The sequence below is a fragment of the Paenibacillus cucumis (ex Kampfer et al. 2016) genome (genome assembly GCF_019748695.1).
GTDB lineage: Bacteria > Bacillota > Bacilli > Paenibacillales > Paenibacillaceae > Paenibacillus > Paenibacillus polysaccharolyticus.
On the sequence record NZ_JACLIC010000041.1, the window covers coordinates 1 to 22,361 of the forward strand.

Consider the following 22,361-nt stretch of genomic DNA (forward strand, 5'->3'; position numbering starts at 1 on the left):
CAAGCCAATGTCCAAATCTTATATTGAACCTGTAAATCTCATCTTGTTAGGTGAGTTTTTTTGTAATAGTAAGGCTTGGGTGGCCACTTCGGGTTCGGATCGTTCTTTCGATCGCTGTTATCTCCGGATTTTTTTTCGATCCCCTTCTCCAAGGGGAAAATCCGGCGATAAAGGCGAACGCTTCGCTTCTACAGAATCGATTCCTTCCCCTCCGCTATTGATTCGCAGCTACCGGCTCGGTAAGCAAGTTGCCGCGAATATAAAACGTCATCGGATCGGTAATTTCCACTTGTACAAAGGTACCAATCAGCTCCTTAGAGCCTTCAAAATGCACCAGCTTGTTACTGCGTGTTCGTCCAGCCAGAACAGTTGAATTACGTTTACTCTCGCCTTCGACAAGTACCTCAACAATCTTGCCACGTTGCTGCTCGTTGCTACGCTGGCTGTACTCGTTTACCGTTTCGTTCAGGCGTTTCAAACGTTCTTTTTTCACTTCCATCGGCACATTATCTTCCATCACTGCTGCAGGTGTACCTTCGCGTGGAGAGTAGATGTACGTATAGGCAAAATCATAACCAACTTCACGAACCAGAGAGAGTGTATCCTCAAACTGCTCGTCCGTTTCACCAGGGAATCCGACAATGAAATCCGTCGTCAGAACGACGTCTGGAATGGCCGTTTTGATCTTCGCCGCCAGATTCAAATAGTGTTCCCGCGTATATTTACGACTCATACGTTTGAGTACTTCCGTGCTGCCTGATTGCACCGGTAAGTGGATGTGCTCCACCAGATTACCACCTTTGGCAAGCACCTCGATCAAGTGATCATCAAAGTCACGCGGATGGCTCGTTGTAAAACGCACGCGTGGAATATCTATTTTACGAATATCGTCCATCAAGTCACCAAAGGTGTATTTCAGATCCGTAAAATCCTTACCATACGCATTCACATTCTGACCTAGCAATGTAATTTCCTTGAATCCCTGTCTAGCCAGTTCTCTTACTTCTGCAATAACGTCCTCTGGACGACGACTACGTTCTTTCCCCCGGGTAAACGGCACGATGCAATATGTACAGAACTTGTCGCAACCATACATAATGTTTACCCAGCCGCGCATGCCTTCCCTTTTCTTCGGCAGGTTCTCAATAATGTCGCCTTCCTTGGACCACACTTCCACAACCATCTCTTTGCTAAAGAGCGCTTCCTGAATCAGGTGCGGCAGACGGTGTACATTGTGGGTACCAAAGATCATGTCGACAAAACCATGCTTCTGCATGATCCGGTTAACAACACCTTCTTCTTGAGACATACACCCGCAAACGCCAAGCAATAAGCCTGGGTTTTCCAGCTTCAGTGTTTTCAGATGGCCCAGTTCACCAAATACTTTGTCTTCTGCATTTTCACGAATCGCACACGTGTTAAGCAAAATGATATCCGCTGCTTTTCGATCTTCCGTAGCTTGATACCCCATCGTCTCCAGCAAACCTTTGATCGTCTCGGAGTCGTGTTCATTCATCTGACATCCATAGGTGTATACGATATAATGCTTGCCCTTTCCGATCGTTTTCAACTCTTCGGGAACAGCCGTCTCATACAGTACCTGAATGTCTTCCTTGCCCCTTTGTTTCTCCTGGCGATGGTTCGGTTCCGCTTTGATATTAATCTCGCGTCCGCGAATTCTAATCTTTTTGCTGAATTCATCTTGCGAAATTACTTTGGCATCGGAGAAATCAAAATATTGGGAGTAATCCTTTTTTGAGTCTTTAGCCATTTCCTTCGGTCACTCCTTACAGCCTCTATTCATAAAAAGCGTTCTTTTCATCACAAAATTCAACCATTTGGTTCCTCATGCTTCAAAAGAGCATTACAGCAAATTATAACATGAATTGGGCTGTAGTTCCACAAGCAAACATGGTCCTGCTCACTCCATTCTACCGTCCTGATCTGCCTTGCACAAAAAAACCTGAGCACATTGACGCACAGTTCAAGATGAACCGCCTCTGCCAGTGTACTCAGGTCATTTTTACTTATATCCGGCCTTTTCGTTGTACTGCAACGCTATAGACCGTGTGAAATCATTAGTCAATGATTTCAGCAGTGTCGCCATTGCGAGCGCCTGCTGCATTAGCTTCATCTGTATCGATGTGCATATCCAGTGCAAAGGAATCAGATACACGAGCCAGTACATTTTCAAGTACCAGACCACGATCCCCACCCAAGCGAACTTTCAACATTTGTTTGTCTTCAATGCCCCATTTTGCTGCATCGGACGTATGGAAGTGGATGTGACGAGCCGCAACGATAACACCTTTGTCAATCGTTACTTCGCCAGCTGGACCTTTGATTGTGATTCCAGGTGTACCTTCGATGCTACCAGATTCACGCACAGGTGCTTTTACACCGATCGCAAAAGAATCCGTCATGGAGATTTCCAATTGTGTTTCTGGACGAACAGGTCCGAGGATACGCACTTTATCAAACTGTCCTTTGGAACCAATGACCGCTACGGTTTCATTGGCAGCGTATTGTCCGGGCTGGGACAAAGGTTTAAATTCAGTCAGTTCATAACCTTTGCCGAACAAAATGTCAACGTGCTCTTGGGATACATGAATGTGACGGGCGGATACGCCCACAGGTACTGTTTTACTCATCGTAAATTCACTCCTTGTTTATCTATGGCCTTTAGACAGGCTCTTAACAATCCAAGTGGTATTATACTCCTTTTTACTGTGAAATGAAAACAAACTGATGAAAATTCATGAAATACACTTATTTTCGCTAATTCATTTCCATTTTGGGACTCTTATTTTGAAAAAAGTGAGATTTATTACATCCTCTTTCTTTTACTTGCATGCACTAGTCCACCCTCTGGCAAGTGTTCCCCGAGATAACGTATTGCATTCCCCCATAACCAACCATGCACTAGTGCTTCGTCATAATGCTTCAACAGTATTTCTGTCAGCTTTGGATAACATCCAGCATGCTCCAAATCCTGAATTTTGGTTGAGATCCCGTCAAAATCTGATCCCATCATCAGATGATGAGCCCCGCCTAGCGAACAGATCTGTTCGATGTGTGGTAGCAAGTCCTCTATTCGCACTTCATCCGCTTCTTTGACAAACCAGGGTACAAACGTCAGGCCAACACGTCCATCTCTCGCAACTATGGCCTGAATCTGGTCATCCTTCAAGTTACGTATATGCGGACATACGTTATAGCTGTTAGAATGCGAGGCTATGAAAGGACGTTCGCTCAGATCGGCCAGTTCCCAGAACCCCTTTTCCGATAAATGAGACACATCCAAGAGCATCCCCATCTGATTACAGAGACGCACCAGTTCCTTGCCTTTCTCTGTCAGACCCGCCCCCCGCTTTTCCATAATGCCGTCCGCAGCCCAATTCGCATGATTCCATGTAAGACCAACGACGCGTACCCCCATCTGAAAACACAATTCCAGATAAAACAAGTTTCCTTCCAGCCCATCGACACCCTCCAATGTGATTAGGCCCCATGGAGCGGTTTCCACTTTCGTTCGCAAGTTTGCTACCTGTTCACGCCAAAGCAGTGTCTTGACCCCTCCAGAGCGCTGTGCGCTATGCTCTACCTTTTTACGGTACAGCTCCAGCTGTCCCATCACATGTTCAAACTTGCCTCTGCCCAGCACTTCGGGTAAATAAATCGCTAATGCCTGCAGCTGAACACCACCTTCTTGCATGCGTTCCAGATTGACATCCAGTTCGGAAGCCTTCTCAAAAGAAAGTTCAGGTTTCATCAGCAGTTTGCTTAATGCATCACAATGAAAATCAGCGATACGCTGGCCTGTTCTCGACATAGCCCACCCTCCCCATAACGTATAATTACCCATTTCCGCTCGATTCTTTTGTAGAATAACGCAAAAAAACCTGTCTACTTTATTCGTAAACAGGCTCATGCGTACCTTCAACTCATGTATTATCTGGGCTCCACAATCAGCTTAATGGCCGTTCGGTCCTCACCGTCAATCACAATGTCTGTAAAAGCTGGAATACAAATCAGGTCAACTCCGCTTGGTGCTACAAATCCCCGGGCAATCGCTACCGCTTTAATGGCTTGGTTCAGTGCTCCTGCTCCAATTGCCTGCAGTTCAGCATTTCCACGTTCACGAAGAACTCCTGCAAGAGCGCCGGCTACAGAGTTAGGATTGGACTTTGCTGAAACTTTTAATACATCCATGGTAAGTACCTCCCTGGGAATGTTGAAAGTTTGTTTCCACTTACTAGATGTTATTCGCGGGAGGAAAAAAAATTCCTTCTTTTTAGCAGGGTTTCCCGGCAAAATGGGACAATGCCCCTATTCCATGCGCCACTCATCTTCCATCAAACGTATTTTCTCAATCCGCGTAGCCGCACCAGTTTCTTCGTCAATATCCACGATCACGCCATGAAAATGCCATTTGCCGTCATCCACGACAAATCTCACTGGAAGCTGGGTGTAAAATTTACGTAGCACCGCTTCACGCTCCATGCCCAGGATGCCGTCACGAGGTCCTACCATACCCGCATCTGTCAAATATGCCGTACCTCCAGGCAAAATACGTTCATCGTTGCTTTGCACATGGGTATGCGTACCTACAACGAAGGATGCGCGTCCATCGAGATGCCAGCCCATCGCAATCTTCTCAGACGTTGCTTCCGCGTGCATATCCACAAGAATACATTTATAGTCTCTCCGTAGCTCGTCCACAATCTCATCCGCTGCGCGAAACGGGCAATCAATCGCAGGCAAGAAGGTTCTGCCCTGCAGGTTCACGATCGCAAGTTCTTTCCCTTCCCCCTTAACTACGGTATACCCACGTCCAGGTGTACCTGGTGGAAAGTTGGCTGGTCTGATCATACGTGGTTCATCATCTATAAAATCAAAAATATCCTTATTGTCCCAAGTATGGTTGCCAAGCGTAATGCCATGCACGCCCCAGTTAAAAAATTCATTGGCAATTGCACCTGTAATGCCGCGTCCTGCTGCAGCATTCTCACCATTGACAATGATTACATGGGGTTTATATTTCGATTTCAGGTATGGTAAGTTCTCCTTAAGCGCTTTACGCCCTACGTTTCCTACAATGTCCCCAATAAACAAAACTTTCATGATTTGTTGCCTCCTCAATTCCTGCATGGCTTATCAACAGGAAAAGTGGCCCACTGAAGCGGCCACTTTTCCAAAATACTCTATTTTGCGTATTCAACCGCCCGGGTTTCCCGGATCACGGTGACTTTGATATGACCTGGATAATCAAGTTCATTCTCGATCATCTTCGTGATGTCACGAGCGAGGCGGAAAGCTTCAGCATCATCGATCTTCTCAGGCTGCACCATGACACGAACTTCGCGTCCAGCCTGGATGGCGTACGATTTCTCGACACCTTCGAAAGATTCCGAGATTTCTTCCAGCTTCTCTAGTCGTTTGATGTATGTCTCCAATGTTTCGCGGCGTGCACCTGGACGAGCTGCGGACAGCGCATCAGCTGCACCCACCAGCATCGCAATAACTGAAGTTGCTTCGCAGTCCCCGTGATGGGAAGCGATACTGTTGATAACCACTGGGTGTTCCTTGTATTTCTTCGCCAGCTCCACGCCAATTTCAACGTGTGATCCTTCCACTTCGTGATCCAGCGCTTTACCGATGTCGTGCAACAAACCTGCACGTCTTGCCAAAGTTACGTCTTCTCCAAGTTCTCCAGCCATTAGTCCTGCCAAATAAGCAACTTCCATCGAATGTTTCAGGACGTTCTGACCGTAACTTGTGCGGAACTTCAGGCGGCCCAGAATTTTGATGAGATCTGGGTGCAGACCATGCACGCCCACTTCAAAGGTAGCTTGTTCACCGTATTCACGGATACGCTCATCCACTTCTTTACGTGATTTCTCCACCATTTCTTCAATACGTGCCGGGTGAATCCGTCCATCCGCCACCAGTTTTTCCAGTGCCGTCCGGGCAATCTCACGGCGAATCGGGTCAAAGCCCGACAGAATAACAGCTTCTGGCGTATCATCGATAATGAGGTCAATCCCGGTAAGGGTTTCAAGCGCACGGATGTTACGTCCTTCACGACCGATAATCCGGCCTTTCATTTCTTCATTAGGCAGCGTTACAACGGATACCGTTGTCTCCGCTACATGGTCAGCCGCACAACGTTGGATGGCGAGTGTAATGATCTCGCGGGACTTTTTGTCCGCTTCTTCCTTCGCTTGCTGTTCAATGTCCTTGATCATTTGAGCCGTCTCATGACGAACTTCCTGTTCTACGTTGGACAGTATGATACTGCGTGCGTCTTCCATCGTGAGATTGGAGATTCGTTCAAGCTCCGTCACCTGGTTTTTGTAGATCATTTCGATCTGTTGCTGTGTTTCATCGATACGTTTCTCTTTGTTAGCCACTTGCTCTTCTTTACGTTCGAGTGATTCCAATTTTTTATCCAGCGACTCTTCTTTTTGCAACAATCGTCTCTCTTGTCGTTGAATTTCGTTCCGACGTTCACGAGTGTCCTTTTCAGCTTCGGCGCGAATGCGATGAATCTCATCCTTCGCTTCCAGCACCGTTTCTTTCTTCAGTGCCTCTGCCTCTTTTTTCGCGTTCTCCACGATTTGTACGGCAGCTTGTTCCGCACTAGAGATTTTAGCCTCTGCAAGAGATTTGCGAATAAAATATCCGACTCCGAACCCAATAACGAGCGCGGCCACAACGAGAATGATCGTGATAGCAATATCCATACTGTTCACCTCCTCGTTGGTTCCTCCAAGGCACTCCTTGGGTCAACTTTTCTGTTTTCATGCCTTACATATGTTTGGGAATAACGAATACTCACGGCGATCCCCCGCCGATTTTCATTTCACATGTACATGATTACATGTACTATCCACTGTTTCCAGTGAACCCATAATCAGGAATGGACTAAATCTGAAGAAACCGAAACCGCTTTTTTGGAAGGAAAAAGGGTTGTCCATTTCTTACAGACTCATGTCCATTTTAGTATTTGACGAAAGAAATTGTCAAGAGAATGCAGTATTGTTAGTCTCCTCGTCTAGTCCCATAACAATGCTTCATCCTCTTTGGCATCTTCTGCCCCATCCTCTTCCATTAAACGATTCATGACTCGGCGCACCAGATCCATGCTAAAACCGCGTCGCATCAAGTACGGGAACGTTTTACGTTTCTTCTCCTGCACGTCTCCTCGAACTTGTTTCCACTTCTTACGGCCAGCTGTTAATGCCGTGTCGAATTCTGCATCTGCACTAACATCATCCAGTACCTCCGCAATAAGTTCATTTGTAATTCCTTTTTGACGCAATTCTTGCCTTATCCACAGTTTTCCCTTCCGCTGCCCCTCCATACGCTGTCTTGTCCATTCCTTGGCAAACAGGTCATCATCGACAAGCTTTTCTTGCTCAAGCCGATCTAGGACCTCTTCAATAATCGGTGCCGCGAACTCCTTTTGCTTTAGCTTTTGCCGCAATTCATGACGTGTCCGCTGCTTAAACTCCAAAAAACGCAGTGACTGCACGTATGTCCTCTGGCGTTCATCCGCAATAATGATTTCCTCCAGATCTTTCTTCATAAAAATGTTGCCACGTGTCATCCTGTACTTAATCATCACATCTTCCAGAACCGTAAGCGAATAGTGACCAAATGAAATCCGGTAGCGTGCTTCACGACTCTTCGTCCGCTCTACTCTGGTGATGATAAGTTCTTCATCGTCTGGAAATTGGGAGACGGCGTTTAGTTCTGCTTCTTCTTGCAACTCTTCGTCATCATCATGTGCATCATATTCCTGCTGATATTGGCGACGTTTCACTGTGATCCTCACGCTCCCTTGTTTGTGTTTTAGGGTAAAAAAAGACTTCCTCAGCTAATCCTCTTATTTGATTTTCATTCAGGCCACATATGGCATAGATGCTAACAGCCCCTGTCCGGAATGGACAGAGGCTGTTAGCATCGCGAAAAACCAATCCTATTTAGCTAGCTAAGCATTAGCAGTCGCTCAATACAAAGTTCATACTGTGACAGAAGATCAAAGCCTTCCCGCACAGAAGAAATTACTCATTAATTTCGAATAATTCCTGTTCCTCAGCCGCTTCTTTTTCTTGCTCTTCACTTGTTGGTGCAGGAACAGCTGTTGTCAAATTGCTGGCTTCACGGATTTTCTGCTCAATCACATCCGCAATTTCCTTGTGTTCTTTCATAAACTGTTTCGCATTCTCACGACCTTGGCCTAAACGTTCACCTTCATACGAATACCAAGCACCGCTTTTGTTAACGATATCCAGCTCTGTACCGATATCGATGATACTTCCCTCTTTGGAAATACCTTCACCATACATAATGTCAACTTCCGCTTGTTTGAACGGAGGTGCCACTTTGTTTTTAACAACTTTAATACGGGTACGGTTACCTGTAATGTCATTTCCCGATTTGATACTCTCAATACGGCGTACATCTAGGCGAACCGTGGAATAGAACTTTAATGCACGGCCACCTGGTGTCGTTTCCGGATTACCAAACATAACACCAACTTTCTCACGAAGCTGGTTGATGAAGATGGCAATCGTTTTAGATTTACTGATTGCACCGGACAATTTACGGAGTGCCTGAGACATCAAACGAGCCTGCAGACCAACGTGAGAATCTCCCATCTCTCCTTCAATCTCCGCTTTTGGTACAAGCGCTGCTACCGAGTCAATAACAATGATGTCTACTGCACCACTTCGTACAAGAGCCTCGGCGATTTCCAATCCTTGCTCACCTGTATCCGGTTGTGACAAGAGCAATTCATCAATGTTAACGCCCAGTTTGCTTGCATAATTCGGATCAAGCGCATGCTCAGCATCGATAAACGCAGCTTGTCCACCTACACGTTGGACTTCAGCAATGGCATGCAATGCCACAGTTGTTTTACCTGAAGATTCAGGTCCATATATTTCAACAATACGGCCTTTCGGCAAGCCGCCTGTTCCTAATGCAATATCCAAAGCCAAAGATCCGCTGGGAATAATTTCCACATTCATGTGAGTTGACTCACCCAATTTCATGATGGAACCTTTACCAAATTGCTTCTCTATTTGACGGAGCGCCATATCAAGCGCGGCACGACGGTCTGACAATAAACTCACACCCTTTACTGTTTATAATATAATGATACCTTGTTTTAACTCGTTTGCCAAGCTTTTTTTCGAACATACATTCGTTTTTTTGTTCAGGCCGAGGCGCCTCTTCCTCATGAAAATCGATGAAAAAACAGAAAAAGAACCGTAAACAAGGCTGTAAAGCCACATTTTACGGTTCTTCCGTCTACAATCATTATACTTCCTCAATTATGCAAATGCAATCTGCCTGCGTAATCATCAATCAATAGCGACTAACTTTTGCCATAACCGATACAGAATGGCTTTTGCCGAGCGAATGCGAACCGTTTCCCGGTTACCGTTAATCCGGAGTTCATGAATCTCCGTATCCTTCCCACGCTCAGCCAAAGCGATAAACACGAGGCCTGGTGGTTTACGTTCCGAATATCCCGGACCGGCTACTCCGGTAATCGCCAATCCAAAATCAGCATCCCCGATCATACGGATCTGCTCTGCAAGCACTTTTGCCACCTCTGGGCTAACGGCACCTGGTGCATCTTCACCCTCCAGGTAACTGTGAGGCACATTTAACAGCTTTTCTTTGATCTCATTAGAGTAACATACAATGCCACCTTTTAACATCGAGGCACTTCCAGGCACCGAAGTTAAGCTCTGCATCACAAGCCCTCCTGTGCAGCTTTCAGCCGCGCTCAGGGTCAGCCCCATATCAGACATCATTGTAACAATCGTGTACTCTATAGGCACATCCTCGTTAGCGTAGAGATGTTCAGATAAACGCTCACGAATCTGCACTTCCATCGCATCCAGCTTTAGCTTGGCTTCTCCTTCGCTCGGAGCCTTGGTAGACACACGTACGGTTACTTCTCCCTCACTCGCGTAAGGAGCAATCGTAGGGTCTGTCTGTCCGTCAATCAAGTCAAGCAAACGGTCCTCCAGAGCAGATTCTCCAATGCCTGCGAATTTCAACATTCGTGAATAAATCGGCATTTCTTCTGTAAGAGCATGCTGAAGCAACCAAGGTTTGACTTCCTGCTCGAACATTGGAATCAATTCTTTAGGTGGCCCAGGCATAACAACATAATATTTATCGTTATCCGCAATCGCGTTTCCTGCAGCAAGTCCGGTTTCATTCGCCAGAGGGGTTCCACCCTCAAGCACAATGGCTTGGCGCCGATTATTTTCCGTCATTTCCACATTCCGATCGCGGAAGAAACTTTCAATTTTATCCATAGCCATACGGTCAATATGCAACTTCCGATTCAACACTGCAGCCAGTGCGTCTTTAGTCAAATCATCCTGCGTTGGACCGATGCCTCCAGAAAATAAAATAATGTCTGCACGGCCCTGCGCGATGCGTATCGCTTCACTAAGCCGATTCTGATTATCTCCAACTACCGTTTGAAAATATACGTCAATCCCCATTGCAGCAAGTTCACGGGAAAGGTATCTGGCATTGGTATTTACGATCTGTCCCAGTAGTAACTCTGTCCCAACTGCAATAATCTCTGCCTTCATTTTGGCTTCCTCCTGTACATATGTGGAGTAGTCAAAGGGCAATAGGATGAGTTCCTATTGCCCTTTGACCCAATGAGTCTTTCATCATTACCCGATTCAGCTTAAATCATTACGCTTTTGATAAATGAAGCAAGTTTTTGTTTTTGATAAAGTAGTCAATTCCAGACCAGATGGTGATCAGAGCCGCTACATATACCGCAATTTCATCGACGTGAATACCCGTGTATGAGAAGGGGAAATTGTTCAGCAGTAGCAAAACAATGGCTACAATCTGTACTACTGTTTTCAGTTTACCCCAAGCACTCGCAGCTACAACCGAACCGTCCAACAAGGCAATCTGACGTAGGCCGGTCACGGCAAATTCACGGCTGATAATAACGACTGCAATCCATGAATCCAGCTTACCCATTTGAACCAATGAAATCAAAACAGCGGTAACCAGAAGCTTGTCTGCCAGAGGATCAAGCAGTTTGCCCAGATTGGTGACCATATTGTTTTTCCTTGCAAGATAGCCGTCTATTCCATCCGTGCTTGCAGCAACGATAAAAATAAAAGCAGCAATTAACTGATTATACGGAAGCGTAAAGCTCCCGAGATGTAACGGCTCTGGATAAAACGGAAAATCCACGAGCAGAAACACCATCAAAAAAGGGATTAAGCAAATTCGTGCAAGCGTAATCCGGTTGGGTAAATTCACAAGACGCCCTCCCTTTGTATCCTCCATTACTTCAAACAATCATCTTACATTCCGTATTCATCATCTGAAGCAAGAAATGAACGATTGAAACGTCGACTTATATTTACATAAAAGCCTATGTAGAAACGCAAAAAATAAAGTCTACCGCTCAAACGCAAAACTGCTTTTAAACGCTCCGGTGACTTCCAGAAGTGTACTGCTTTTCACAAAGTCAGCTAACGATGAAGACTGGACTTGATGCATGACTGCCAGCAATGCACATTCAGTATAATATACGTACCAATACAGTGTCAAAAAGACATTTCTGTACAAGAGTTTTATTTAAAATTAGTATATTGCAGATCTAGTGGCAAGTTAGCTCCATTAAGAAGTTGCATAACGGATTGCAGATCATTTTTGCTCTTACCTGTCACCCGAAGCTGGTCTCCCTGAATCTGACTCTTCACCTTCAGTTTGGAATCACGGATGAGGATATTGATTTTTTTAGCCACATCTTGATCAATGCCCTGCTTGAAATTCAAACGCTGGCGAACTGTACCGGATGAAGCTGGCTCCACTTTCCCGTAATCCATATTTTTCAGCGGAAGCCCACGCTTTGCCATTTTGGATTGTAAAACTTCAATAACCGCTTTTAATTTGGTCTCATCATCAGACACAATCGTAAGAGCATCCTTATCCAGTTTCAAGCTACTTTTACTGCCCTTGAAATCATAACGAGCACCAATTTCTTTTTCCGTTTGCGTAACGGCATTGGTCAATTCTTGCAAGTCCATTTTGGACACAATATCAAATGAATTTTCTGAACTCAAACCAAGTCACCCTTTCAATTAATCATATGTTCTGTAACATTATAGAGTAAACTTCAAGCAAAAGTCTAATTTTAGTCATGTTTACTCATAGAAAAAAGCATTTTTGGAGTACCATTCGGTCACCAAAAATGCTTGCTGGTCGAGCTACCTTAATACCGGCTACGGTTAGGCTGTCTGAACATATCGAGCACACCGAGAACGATATGCGCAAGTCCAAAGCCCAATATTCCGTAACCCCAGGCATTTGGAGTCAGGTAATAACCCAGGAGGCTGACAATGATCCCTAAACCGGTTACGATCCAGCTGACTGTCACGGCCTTCCACCTCACTTCACCATAAGTTAACTGCAATTGAAGACAAGATTATTGTCCCCTGCAGTTAGCCAGGTTATTCGTTGCTTGAGCTTCCGCCTTCCGAGGAACCACTGGTCGTTGTGTCTGTCATGCCTTCAGTTCCCGTGGAAGTAGCCGCGCTATCTGTATCCAGTTTAAGACGAATGCGGTTGGTTGCTTTGCCGTCCGTTACGACTTGACCGCCAACATCAATTGTTGTTGCCGCCGCATAACCGGATTTAATGTACATGCCAGCGCTGTCCAATGTAAATGTGAACGTGTCACCGTCAGCAGTATTGCCATACTCGAGTTTCTCACCGCTGGAATTCTCACCTTTATACACTTCAAGCCAACTATGACCTGTCGCCTTGATCGTTACGGTTACAGGCTGACCCGTGCTTCCGCTAACTTTAAAGTTTGTAATATTACCTGATTTTCCATCTTCAGAAACAGTTACAGAACCAGGTGTGGTTGGCGGTGTTCCCTCTGGGTTCTCACCTGTTTGTCCATCCGTTTGTCCGTCAGTTTGTCCATCGGTTTGACCTTTATTTTCTCCGTCGGTCTGACCATTCGTTTCATTACCGCCGCCGTTTCCGCCAGCATCACCTTTTCCGATATCATTCGATCCCGAATCGGTTGCAGGCGGAGTTGCAGTTTGCCCGTTATCGGATGGTTGATCAGGTTTGTCATTAGCAGGTTTTTGACTGTCCGTAATCTTTGTATCATCCAGCCCTTGTGGATTGGTGTCATCGCCCTTGTTGTTTGCCATATACAGATACAAGAGCACGATAATCAGAATAGGGAAAGTCCACATCAGAGCAACAGACATCCAGCGGTTGCTCCGCTCCGCCGGCCGGCTGGAGCGCTTCTGGATTACCGGCTCCATCGTTGCTTCCGCCGTTTCCGCAGGTACGTCCTTTTTGTGTCCTTCCAGCAGCTCATCGGCATTAAGTCCCACCGTTTCCGCATAGGTTTTTATAAATGCACGCACATAGAAGCTGCCGGGTAACACTTTATAGTCCCCTGCTTCTATAGCCTCCAAATACCTCTTGCGAATTTTCGTCATTTCCTGTACATCGTCGAGACTCATCCCTTTTTGCAGCCGGGCCTCTCTTAACTGCTGACCCAGTTCAGACATGCCATCTCCTCCTTATGTTTAACTCTTCAGTTGTTGCTGATCTATTCCATGATTCCGTACGGAGCTTTACAGTTCGTCGGTATAGCTTGCCGTAAACGTATCATAAATAATTTCTTCGTTAGGATTATTACGCAATTCAATAATAATATCAAAATCATTATAATCATATTCAGATTCCTGCACAAAAATATCCGGATGCTCAATCACTTTCGTACTAGGCATCGACATGATATCCTGCAAAAGATTATAGTGCCGCTCACTGGAGCGAATCGTACTGACAATCCCATCGATAATAAATACATTATTCGGGTTTAACTCATCTTCTGACATCTGGCTACGTATCGTTTGGCGAAGAAGGGTAGAAGATACAAAAGTCCAACGCTTCATGGCACATACACTGCCTGCGATGATTGACTCTGTTTTACCAACTCGCGGCATACCCCGCAAGCCGATGACCTGATTGCCTTCTCTTTTAAATACTTCACCCAAAAAATCAACGAGTAACCCAAGTTCGTCCCGAGTAAAACGAAATGTTTTGCGATCATCTGAATCCCGGTCAATGTACCTACCGTGACGTACAGCCAGAATATCCACCAATTTAGGTTGACGCAATGCAGATACCGTAATGCTGTTGACTTTACCAAGCATCTCTCCCAGCAGACGAATCTTTTCGTCATCATCTGACTCGAGCAACATGCCCCGTGTTTTGCCTTCAACACCGTTGATGGTCAATATATTGACTTCAAGCATCCCTAGCATGGAGGCGATATCCCCCAAAAGACCAGGTCTGTTCTTATGTATTTTATATTCCATATACCATTGTTTAGTTTCCATATATACACCCCGTAATGCATTATTCCACATTATTCGACAACATCCGAACGTGTCCATTGGACGCTATTTCGGGTCATCTTCTAAAAATGGGTCACGTTAATGATATATAAAATGAAAATGAATTACAAGAACAGCTCTGTAATCCGTTTGTAATCATTAGAGAAAAGCCCCCTTGCGGGAGCTCTTCATCTCTAGCCTTATGCGTTTTGTTTGGCCAATTTGACCATCAGGCACGCAATCGTACGACGCTCATCCGCATCGCCGACATCCCATAGTTCCTTCAATGCTCGGTTGGAATGGTTCGCCGGGTCAACTTTCTCATCCAGAAAGTCGCCGATCTCGTATGCCAGTTTGTTGATGGTTTCTTCACTCATCCCCATCCTCTCAGCTTGCAGTACGCGATCACCCAGGAACTTCTTCCATGTGTCGAAGTTAGAAACCACTGTTTTGTCTGTTGACATGATAAATCCTCCTTGGCTGACGCATGAGATTTAAAATCAACAGTTGTAATATGTGCTTTCGGGACATTTTATATACGAGCATTTAAAATTAAAATCAAGCTGTAAGTTCACAATGCACTGACTTGCAACTTGAACACGGCATTATGTGAGCCAGCCCCCATTCGGACTGATAATCTGTCCATTGATATATCCCGACTCAGGTAGCGCGAGAAAATAAACCAATGACGAAATCTCGTCCGGCTGCGCCAGTCGTCCCGCAGGGATCTCCTCTTCCAACATCTTCAACTCACTCTGATCCAGGTGGTCTAACATCGTCGTCTGAACAGCCCCTGGGGCAACAGCATTCACCGTAACGCCGGAGGGAGCAAGCTCTTTCGCAAGTGCCTTCGTGAAGGCATTTACCCCTCCCTTGGTTGTGGAATACAACACCTCACAAGAAGCACCAGATAGCCCCCAGATGGACGACACATTGATAATTCGACCGTATCTTTGGGAGATCATGTGTGGCATCATCTCTTGTGTGCATAGAAAGGTACCTTTCAGATTAATTGCCATCACTTCATCCCATATTTCCTCTGTCACATCAGCTAGCAAACCATAGTGAGATATACCAGCGTTATTCACAAGAATATCTGGCAACAACTCGTGAGCAGCCAATTTTTCCCGCATACGCTGAATCTGTTCCCTGCTGCGAAGATCCGCTGAAACCGTCATGATACGTCCATTTCCTCGCTCCATACAACGTCTTGCCGCTTCATTGGCTGCTTCATGCGATTTCATGTAGTGCAACACAACATTCATACCTACACTGGCAAACCGCTCTGCAATTGCAGCTCCTATGCCTCCGCTTGCCCCGGTAACCAGAACAGTCATTTCCCCTATAGCTTTCACAATGTGTTCCCCCCATAACTTTCACTCTCAATCTAGTGAACCCTTCGATCGCTGTCCTATTCCCTCTCCATGGTTAAGGACTAACAACGAGTGATACAGCCAGCTGATCCCAACGAATATGCTCTTTCAATCTTTGATTCACATCTTGAAGTGTAATCGTTTCATACAATGAAATCATATTGAAAAAGTCACCGCCACGGAAATGCTGACGTGTGAATTCATTCGCAATGTTTTCCGGTGAATTGAGCATGCGCAAATAACCGCCAATTTTCTTTTTGCGCGCACGTTCAAAATCGGAAGCATCGAATCCTTTTTGCATAATCGCTTCGACTTCTTGGCGTATCCGTTTCAACAATTGATCCGGGTCTTTCGTATCCCCACCAACTGCAGAGAAGGCATATTGTGGTGAACTGATATAGTCATGTCCAAAACTATCCGAGATCAGATCTTCATCATAAAGCTTCTGAAACAGACGTGTGCTGGAACCAAACAACAGATCCATCATCAGCTGCGTGGTCGTGTCCCGGCGCAAAAGTGGCTCTCCTGTAAGTCCAACATCCGTTTCTTTGAATCCAAACAAACATTTCGGCAGGGAAACGGATAATTTGACCTCTCGTCTGGCCTCCCCCACCTGCTCAGGCTCTGATTCAAAGAAGCGGTGAATCGGGCCCTGCGGCTCGAAATTTTTCTGCTCCTGATTGGAACGAACCATGCTAATGACCTGCTCAGGATCAACACCGCCGACAACAAACAAGAGCATGTTACTTGGGTGATAAAATGTGTTATAACACGTATACAACGTTTCTTTGGTGATCGTGTTAATGGATTGGACCGTGCCCGCAATGTCAATATGCACAGGATGTTTTTGATACATTGCTTCAATCAACCCGAAATAAACACGCCAGTCCGGATTATCGGCATACATATTAATTTCTTGTTCAATGATGCCTTTTTCCTTATTGACGTTCTGATCAGTAAAGTACGGATTTTGCACAAAATCAACTAATGTTTGTATATTTTCGTTCATATTTTCGGTTGCTGAAAACAAATAAACGGTCTGATCAAAACTTGTGAAAGCGTTCGCAGAAGCACCGTGAGAAGCAAATGTTGCAAAAATATCACCCGTTGGCTCCTCAAACATTTTGTGTTCCAGAAAATGAGCAATACCGTCGGGCACCTTTACCTCGGCTTGCCCTTCCACCTGAAAGTGATTGTCCACTGACCCGTATTTGGTCGCAAAGGTGGCATATGTTTTCTGAAAACCCGGTTTAGGCAAAACATAGACATGCAGTCCACTCGCCATTACTTCGTAATATAATGTCTCCTGCAAATGTTCATACCGAATGCTCTCCACGACTATTCCTCCTTCTCGTCCCGCAAGAAATAAATCGTATCCAGACGGAACTGCTCTGCGGCCTCACGAACATCCTGCTTGGTAATCTGCTCGATTTGTGCAAGTAGCTCTTCAGACGTTCTTTCCTTACCAGATAACTGACGGTTAAAATCGTAAGCAATCATCTCGAAAGCAGCATCCTGCATTTCTTTTAACAGATTACGGATCATCGCTTTCGTCTGGGACATCTCCAGATCGGTGATATGGCCAAGTTTCATTTCCTCAAGTTGCTGCTTGATGATGGTCACTGCTTTTTCATAATTTGGAATTTCAATCCCGGATTGAACAGTAGCAATGCCTTTGTGCCCGTCGTATCTGGAAGAAGCATAATAGGCGAGGCTTTCTTTTTCACGAACATTGACAAACAGCTTCGAATGCGGGTATCCACCCAGAATACCGTTATACATTAGCGCTGATGCGTATTTATCGTCTGCATAGGTAATGGAAGTGCGAAGCCCCAGGTTCAGCTTGCCCTGCCCAATGTTCAGCCGTTCAATGACCGTATTTGGCTCCTCATCCCCACGCACCGACTTCTGAGCCTGATAGTCAGAGGAAGTCTTGCGTTCAAGGTTAAAATGACGCTCTACCAGTTCCTCCACTTCTTCCAGAGTTGTATCCCCGACCACATACAAGTCCATACTGGCTTCTTTTAGCCAGTTTTCATAAGTAGCTGTTAATTCAGGAGGTTCAATGGCTGGCAGTGCTTTTCGTTCACCCAAGGGATGAAGCCGGTAAGGTTCATGCTTGCACATTTCTTCGATACACCGTTCAGCTGCATAACGCATTTTATCGTTCACAATCGACTCCAGCTTTTTACGAACCGTCTCGCGTTCTGCCTGTACATACGACGTTTTGAAGTGTCCATTTTCCCTCGCGGGCTTGGTCAATACTTCTCCAAGAAACGCAAACGAACGATCCAGAAGTTGCTGCTCCCCACCTCCGACAAACGAATCATTAATGGTGTCCATACGAAACTGCACAATCTGATAATCACCGCGTTTATAGACGTCAAAACCAAATCCTGCTCCATACAAGTGCTCCAATTGCTCTCGAAACTGCGTTGTTTCCGGATACGACTCCGTCCCTCTTCTTAAAACAAACGGTGTCAGTGCCACGGGAGTAACGGTGTCCTCGCGTAGCGGAACTCCAGCATACAGTGAGATAGCGAACGTCTTGAAACGTTTGGTTGGAAGCACATGGATACGTAGCTGTTTACGGCTACCTCGTTCAAATGCTACGGTATTCAAATGTCAAAACCCCTTTACGGCGTCATTTAGATAACATTTCCTCAAGCTTAAACGTAACCACCATTTTAAACCATCCAAAAGCCAAGAAGCAACCGAAGTCATGCCTTCTGGTTGCTTCCCGCCCGATTACATGCAGAATATATGCTGCCCAATCGTTTTCACCTGCGGACGAGTCCATATCCATTTGGATGTGGCTGTCTTCGGGTTAAAATAATACAAACATCCACCGGAAGGGTCCCACCCGTTCAATGCCTGTTCTACAGCTTTTTTCGCCTGTGCATTGGGCTCCAGATAAATCTGTCCATCTGCTACGGCTGTAAAGGCTCCCGGTTGAAAGATGACCCCAGAAGGCGTAGATGGAAAACTTGTTGAGTTTACGCGATTCAGAATAACAGCGGCTACGGCTACCTGACCTTCAAACGGTTCTCCTCGCGCTTCGCCATATACGGCATTCGCCATAATTTTAAGCTCGTTCTCGGAGAGTCCGAGCGCATTGGCAGAACCCATATTGTCCTTCTCATTACTTGGAGGTTCTCCACCTCCGCCTGTGTCTCCGCCAGATGCTCCTTCTTTGTGCAAAGGAGGCTCGGTAGGGGACCATTTGGTGCTGGCGTTATACAGCTTTAGCTTCGTTTTGGCTCCAACCACGCCATCTGCCTTCATGCCAAATTCAGATTGAAACCATTTCACTGATTTTAGCGTGCTACTGCCGAAATTACTATCGATTTTGCCATTGTAAAAACCGAGATACTTCAATCGTCCCTGAAGCTCGTAGACATCCTGACCGTAACTGCCATATTTCACGGTATTGTTACTGAAGGTCGGCACTGCTTTTTCCTCTACTGGAGGGTTGTTCTGAGCAGCACTTTGAGGTGCTGTATGCTCAGGAAGCAAATAACGGATTCCAAGCGCGGTTATCAGCAAAATAGCAGTGAAAAGCCATAGGTTCATTTTTCGCATAGACTATGCTCTACCTTTCTCTTGTGGGATTTAACAGAATCGCTACCGTTATTATGACAAGCAGTGTTGTTTCCTATGCACCAAACGATCCGAACTCTGGATCAAATGGCAAAACCTCAAAAGCTGTGAACCAGCAAAAAACCTTCAACCATAACGGTTGAAGGTTTTCTAATGCTTCGCTATGAGCTTATTTTGTTCTGTTGATATTGTTCCAGCGAAACAAGGACTTCGCGCGGTTTGCTGCCTTCATATGGCCCAATCACACCTCTGGCTTCCATCGAGTCAATCAAACGCGCTGCACGCGTATAACCTACCCGCATTCGACGTTGTAAGAGTGACACCGAAGCCTGCTTCGCTTCCAGAATGATCTGTACAGCCTGTTCGTATAGCTCATCCTGTACTTCTTCCGTTGCTTGATTGGAATCATCTACCTCAGGTACAAGGGATTCATCATACTGCGCTTCACCTTGACCTCGGACATAATTCACAATATTTTCAACCTCCTCATCGCTCATAAACGCACCCTGAACACGAATTGGCTTGGAAGCACCCATTGGCATGAACAGCATATCGCCCCGACCTAACAGTTTCTCCGCTCCGCCCATATCCAGGATCGTCCGTGAATCGACTTGTGAGGATACGCCAAATGCAATCCGTGAAGGAATATTGGCTTTGATTACCCCTGTAATAACATCAACGGAAGGACGCTGCGTCGCAATGATCAGGTGAATGCCGGCTGCACGAGCCATCTGCGCAAGACGCGCAATCGCATCCTCTACATCTCCAGCAGCTACCATCATCAAATCAGCGAGCTCGTCCACAATAACCACAATGTAAGGCAGTACCGCCGCCGGATTATCTTTCATCAGATTGTTATATCCCTCAACGTTACGTGTACCTGATTTGGAGAACAACTCATACCTTTTCTCCATCTCGACTACGATCTTTTTGAGCGCAAGCGACGCTCTTTTCGGATCGGTCACAACGGGTGCCATCAGATGCGGAATTCCGTTATAAACATTCAACTCAACCATTTTGGGGTCAACCATTAGAAACTTGACCTCATCCGGCTTTGCTTTATACAAAATGCTGGTAATAATGCCGTTGATACATACCGACTTTCCTGATCCGGTAGCACCAGCCACTAACAAGTGGGGCATACGGGCCAAGTTGCCAATGATCGTCTGACCTGATATATCACGTCCAAATGCGATCGTTACTTTGGATTCAGCATCCTGGAACGTGGCTGTTTCCATCACTTCACGCATGGTCACAACGGATACCTCGCCATTCGGAACTTCAATGCCAATTGCCGATTTTCCTGGAATTGGTGCCTCCATCCGAATATCCTTCGCAGCCAGAGCTAGAGCGATATCATCGGTAAGACTGACGATCCGGCTAACCTTGACCCCGATATCTGGCTGAATTTCATACCTTGTGACCGCTGGACCTCGGACAACCTCCAGAACTTTGGCACGTACACCGAAACTTTCTAGCGTCGCTTCCAGCTTGCGTGCTGTCTGCATATAATCCTTCTGGTCTGCGCCTTTTCCATTATTATTAGGCTTGGACAAAAGACGGAATGAAGGAAGCTTGTATGGTTTCGGCGGTGGTGGTGGCGGTACGACCGGTTGCGCATTCTCTCCTGTCACACCATCCTGCTCCGTTCCTGAGTTCAACGTTTCACTCGGTCCGTCTGCTCCATCCGTTATCTCTTGCTCAAGATCGGCTTGAAGCTTGTCTGTTGCGTCATGCGCATCAGTCCACTCAGCTTCTACCAGTTCATCTGTAAATTTAATATCCGCTTTGTCTACCTGATCCAGAGTACTGTCGTTATGATTCAGATCGTCCGGAAACGGATATGCATCATCCAGATCATCATCTTTGTCAGAGCCATCTGATCTGACATGTTCAAAGAAGTCACGAATGATCGGTGCCGAATCTGCCTTGGTCTGCGTTACTGATGCTCTTGCACCAACAGCTGCTACAACAGAACCTTTGATCACAGGTGACTCAGGCTCCCCAGACCATGCCTCGGTTGGCAACTCCTGCCCAGCACGATAAACGACCTGTTCCGATTCAAGCACATCTGTTTGCGATGATTCATCAGCCTGCTTCGTCGACGACTGACGATCCGCCCCCCATTTTCCAAACAACTGGAAGAATATCGGTGCCTTACGTTTGGGCAGCTGTCCTTCTTGGGAGTCGGGAGAATCATATTCGTCATCCTCTTCCTCATCATCAACGGGTACAGTTGCGAGTTTACGTGCGTTGTTTTTCTTAATCCCCGCCACACTGGAAGCGGAACGTTTTGCTGGTCTGGATTCCAGCTTTTTGTACATCGAGCTGCCAGCATCCCAAATCTTTGTTCGGAATATGCGTATCAAATCAACATAGGACAATCCCGTAACAAGCATAAAGCTAATCACAAACATGACGATCATGATCAATCTTGCGCCTAGACTGCCAAATAACCACAAAAATAAAGCAAACTGTCCTGCACCAAGATACCCGCCGCTAATATCCTTACCCAGCATGGAATCCCGTTCTCCAGAGGCAGCAGGTGTCAATAGTTCAATTTGCATATCATTATGTACCTGGGTCAGCACCGCACCTGGTTCAAGTGCGTCAACCGGAAGCAGCTTCTGATGCATGGCGGATATGGTGCTCATCAAGGTTAACGCAAAGACGAGCAGTACCAAACCAGTCTTGCGTGTAGTCCAGCCACTCGGCCACTTCCGATGAATCATCACCATCAAACCGTAATATATGCCCACAAGCGGAATCGCAAAATAAAACTTGCCAAGCATCAGTCCAAACATCTTGGAAAGCGAGCGTCCCACTGTAGCTTCACCCGATAGTGCTATAACTGCCAGCGTGATTAGCACAATGCCATAAATTTCATATTTTAAGACGCCACTAAATCCGGCACCCTTTTTTTTCCTCTTTTTTCTTCTGGCCAAAATCA

General features: G+C 46.0%; 20 protein-coding genes. All 20 read right to left on the minus strand.

The genetic code is table 11. The features are described 5' to 3' along the window. Positions 1–214: 214 nt before the first annotated feature. A complete protein-coding gene (miaB, locus tag H7T88_RS22875) occupies positions 215–1,771 on the minus strand; it encodes a tRNA (N6-isopentenyl adenosine(37)-C2)-methylthiotransferase MiaB (RefSeq protein ID WP_090923804.1) in 1,557 nt (518 codons plus the stop codon). A 307-nt stretch (positions 1,772–2,078) separates the two neighbouring features. Beyond that, positions 2,079–2,651: a phosphate propanoyltransferase gene (pduL, locus tag H7T88_RS22880; protein ID WP_090923805.1), complete on the minus strand. Its 573-nt coding sequence runs from the start codon at positions 2,649–2,651 to the stop codon at positions 2,079–2,081. A gap of 176 nt (positions 2,652–2,827) precedes the next feature. Next, positions 2,828–3,832, minus strand: coding sequence for a dipeptidase (locus tag H7T88_RS22885; RefSeq protein ID WP_221790514.1), 1,005 nt, complete (start codon positions 3,830–3,832; stop codon positions 2,828–2,830). Between the two features lie 119 nt (positions 3,833–3,951). Then, on the minus strand, positions 3,952–4,212 hold the full coding sequence (locus tag H7T88_RS22890) for a stage V sporulation protein S (protein ID WP_007430104.1): 261 nt from the start codon (positions 4,210–4,212) through the stop codon (positions 3,952–3,954). A 117-nt stretch (positions 4,213–4,329) separates the two neighbouring features. Continuing rightward, the gene (locus tag H7T88_RS22895; protein WP_154886335.1) at positions 4,330–5,124 is read right to left on the minus strand and encodes a TIGR00282 family metallophosphoesterase; all 795 of its coding nucleotides are present in this window, start codon (positions 5,122–5,124) and stop codon (positions 4,330–4,332) included. A gap of 80 nt (positions 5,125–5,204) precedes the next feature. Then, entirely contained in the window at positions 5,205–6,746 is a 1,542-nt protein-coding gene (gene rny / locus H7T88_RS22900; protein WP_090923808.1) for a ribonuclease Y, read from the minus strand. A gap of 311 nt (positions 6,747–7,057) precedes the next feature. Then, a complete protein-coding gene (locus H7T88_RS22905) occupies positions 7,058–7,828 on the minus strand; it encodes a regulatory protein RecX (protein ID WP_167375815.1) in 771 nt (256 codons plus the stop codon). Positions 7,829–8,069: 241 nt separating this feature from the next. After that, on the minus strand, positions 8,070–9,134 hold the full coding sequence (gene recA / locus H7T88_RS22910; protein ID WP_090923809.1) for a recombinase RecA: 1,065 nt from the start codon (positions 9,132–9,134) through the stop codon (positions 8,070–8,072). A 240-nt stretch (positions 9,135–9,374) separates the two neighbouring features. Continuing rightward, positions 9,375–10,631, minus strand: coding sequence for a competence/damage-inducible protein A (locus tag H7T88_RS22915; protein ID WP_221790516.1), 1,257 nt, complete (start codon positions 10,629–10,631; stop codon positions 9,375–9,377). A 109-nt stretch (positions 10,632–10,740) separates the two neighbouring features. Beyond that, a complete protein-coding gene (gene pgsA, locus H7T88_RS22920) occupies positions 10,741–11,328 on the minus strand; it encodes a CDP-diacylglycerol--glycerol-3-phosphate 3-phosphatidyltransferase (protein WP_090923811.1) in 588 nt (195 codons plus the stop codon). Between the two features lie 317 nt (positions 11,329–11,645). Beyond that, on the minus strand, positions 11,646–12,137 hold the full coding sequence (locus H7T88_RS22925; protein WP_221790518.1) for a YajQ family cyclic di-GMP-binding protein: 492 nt from the start codon (positions 12,135–12,137) through the stop codon (positions 11,646–11,648). Positions 12,138–12,286: 149 nt separating this feature from the next. Beyond that, positions 12,287–12,451, minus strand: a complete 165-nt coding sequence (locus H7T88_RS22930; protein WP_167375816.1) for a hypothetical protein — start codon at positions 12,449–12,451, stop codon at positions 12,287–12,289. A gap of 73 nt (positions 12,452–12,524) precedes the next feature. Beyond that, complete coding sequence (locus H7T88_RS22935) at positions 12,525–13,607, minus strand: helix-turn-helix domain-containing protein (RefSeq protein WP_221790520.1); 1,083 nt, start codon at positions 13,605–13,607, stop codon at positions 12,525–12,527. A 66-nt stretch (positions 13,608–13,673) separates the two neighbouring features. After that, the gene (locus H7T88_RS22940; protein WP_090923944.1) at positions 13,674–14,441 is read right to left on the minus strand and encodes a DUF3388 domain-containing protein; all 768 of its coding nucleotides are present in this window, start codon (positions 14,439–14,441) and stop codon (positions 13,674–13,676) included. A 197-nt stretch (positions 14,442–14,638) separates the two neighbouring features. Continuing rightward, positions 14,639–14,902, minus strand: coding sequence for a DUF3243 domain-containing protein (locus tag H7T88_RS22945; RefSeq protein WP_090923814.1), 264 nt, complete (start codon positions 14,900–14,902; stop codon positions 14,639–14,641). A gap of 141 nt (positions 14,903–15,043) precedes the next feature. After that, positions 15,044–15,775, minus strand: a complete 732-nt coding sequence (gene ymfI / locus H7T88_RS22950; RefSeq protein WP_090923945.1) for an elongation factor P 5-aminopentanone reductase — start codon at positions 15,773–15,775, stop codon at positions 15,044–15,046. Between the two features lie 91 nt (positions 15,776–15,866). Further along, a complete protein-coding gene (yfmH, locus tag H7T88_RS22955; protein ID WP_090923815.1) occupies positions 15,867–17,147 on the minus strand; it encodes an EF-P 5-aminopentanol modification-associated protein YfmH in 1,281 nt (426 codons plus the stop codon). A gap of 2 nt (positions 17,148–17,149) precedes the next feature. Beyond that, positions 17,150–18,433 (minus strand): EF-P 5-aminopentanol modification-associated protein YfmF, encoded by a 1,284-nt coding sequence (gene yfmF / locus H7T88_RS22960; RefSeq protein WP_221790523.1) that lies wholly within the window; start codon positions 18,431–18,433, stop codon positions 17,150–17,152. Between the two features lie 126 nt (positions 18,434–18,559). Next, complete coding sequence (gene sleB / locus H7T88_RS22965; protein WP_221790525.1) at positions 18,560–19,393, minus strand: spore cortex-lytic enzyme; 834 nt, start codon at positions 19,391–19,393, stop codon at positions 18,560–18,562. Positions 19,394–19,572: 179 nt separating this feature from the next. After that, complete coding sequence (locus tag H7T88_RS22970; protein WP_221790527.1) at positions 19,573–22,356, minus strand: FtsK/SpoIIIE family DNA translocase; 2,784 nt, start codon at positions 22,354–22,356, stop codon at positions 19,573–19,575. Between the last annotated feature and the right edge of the window lie 5 nt (positions 22,357–22,361).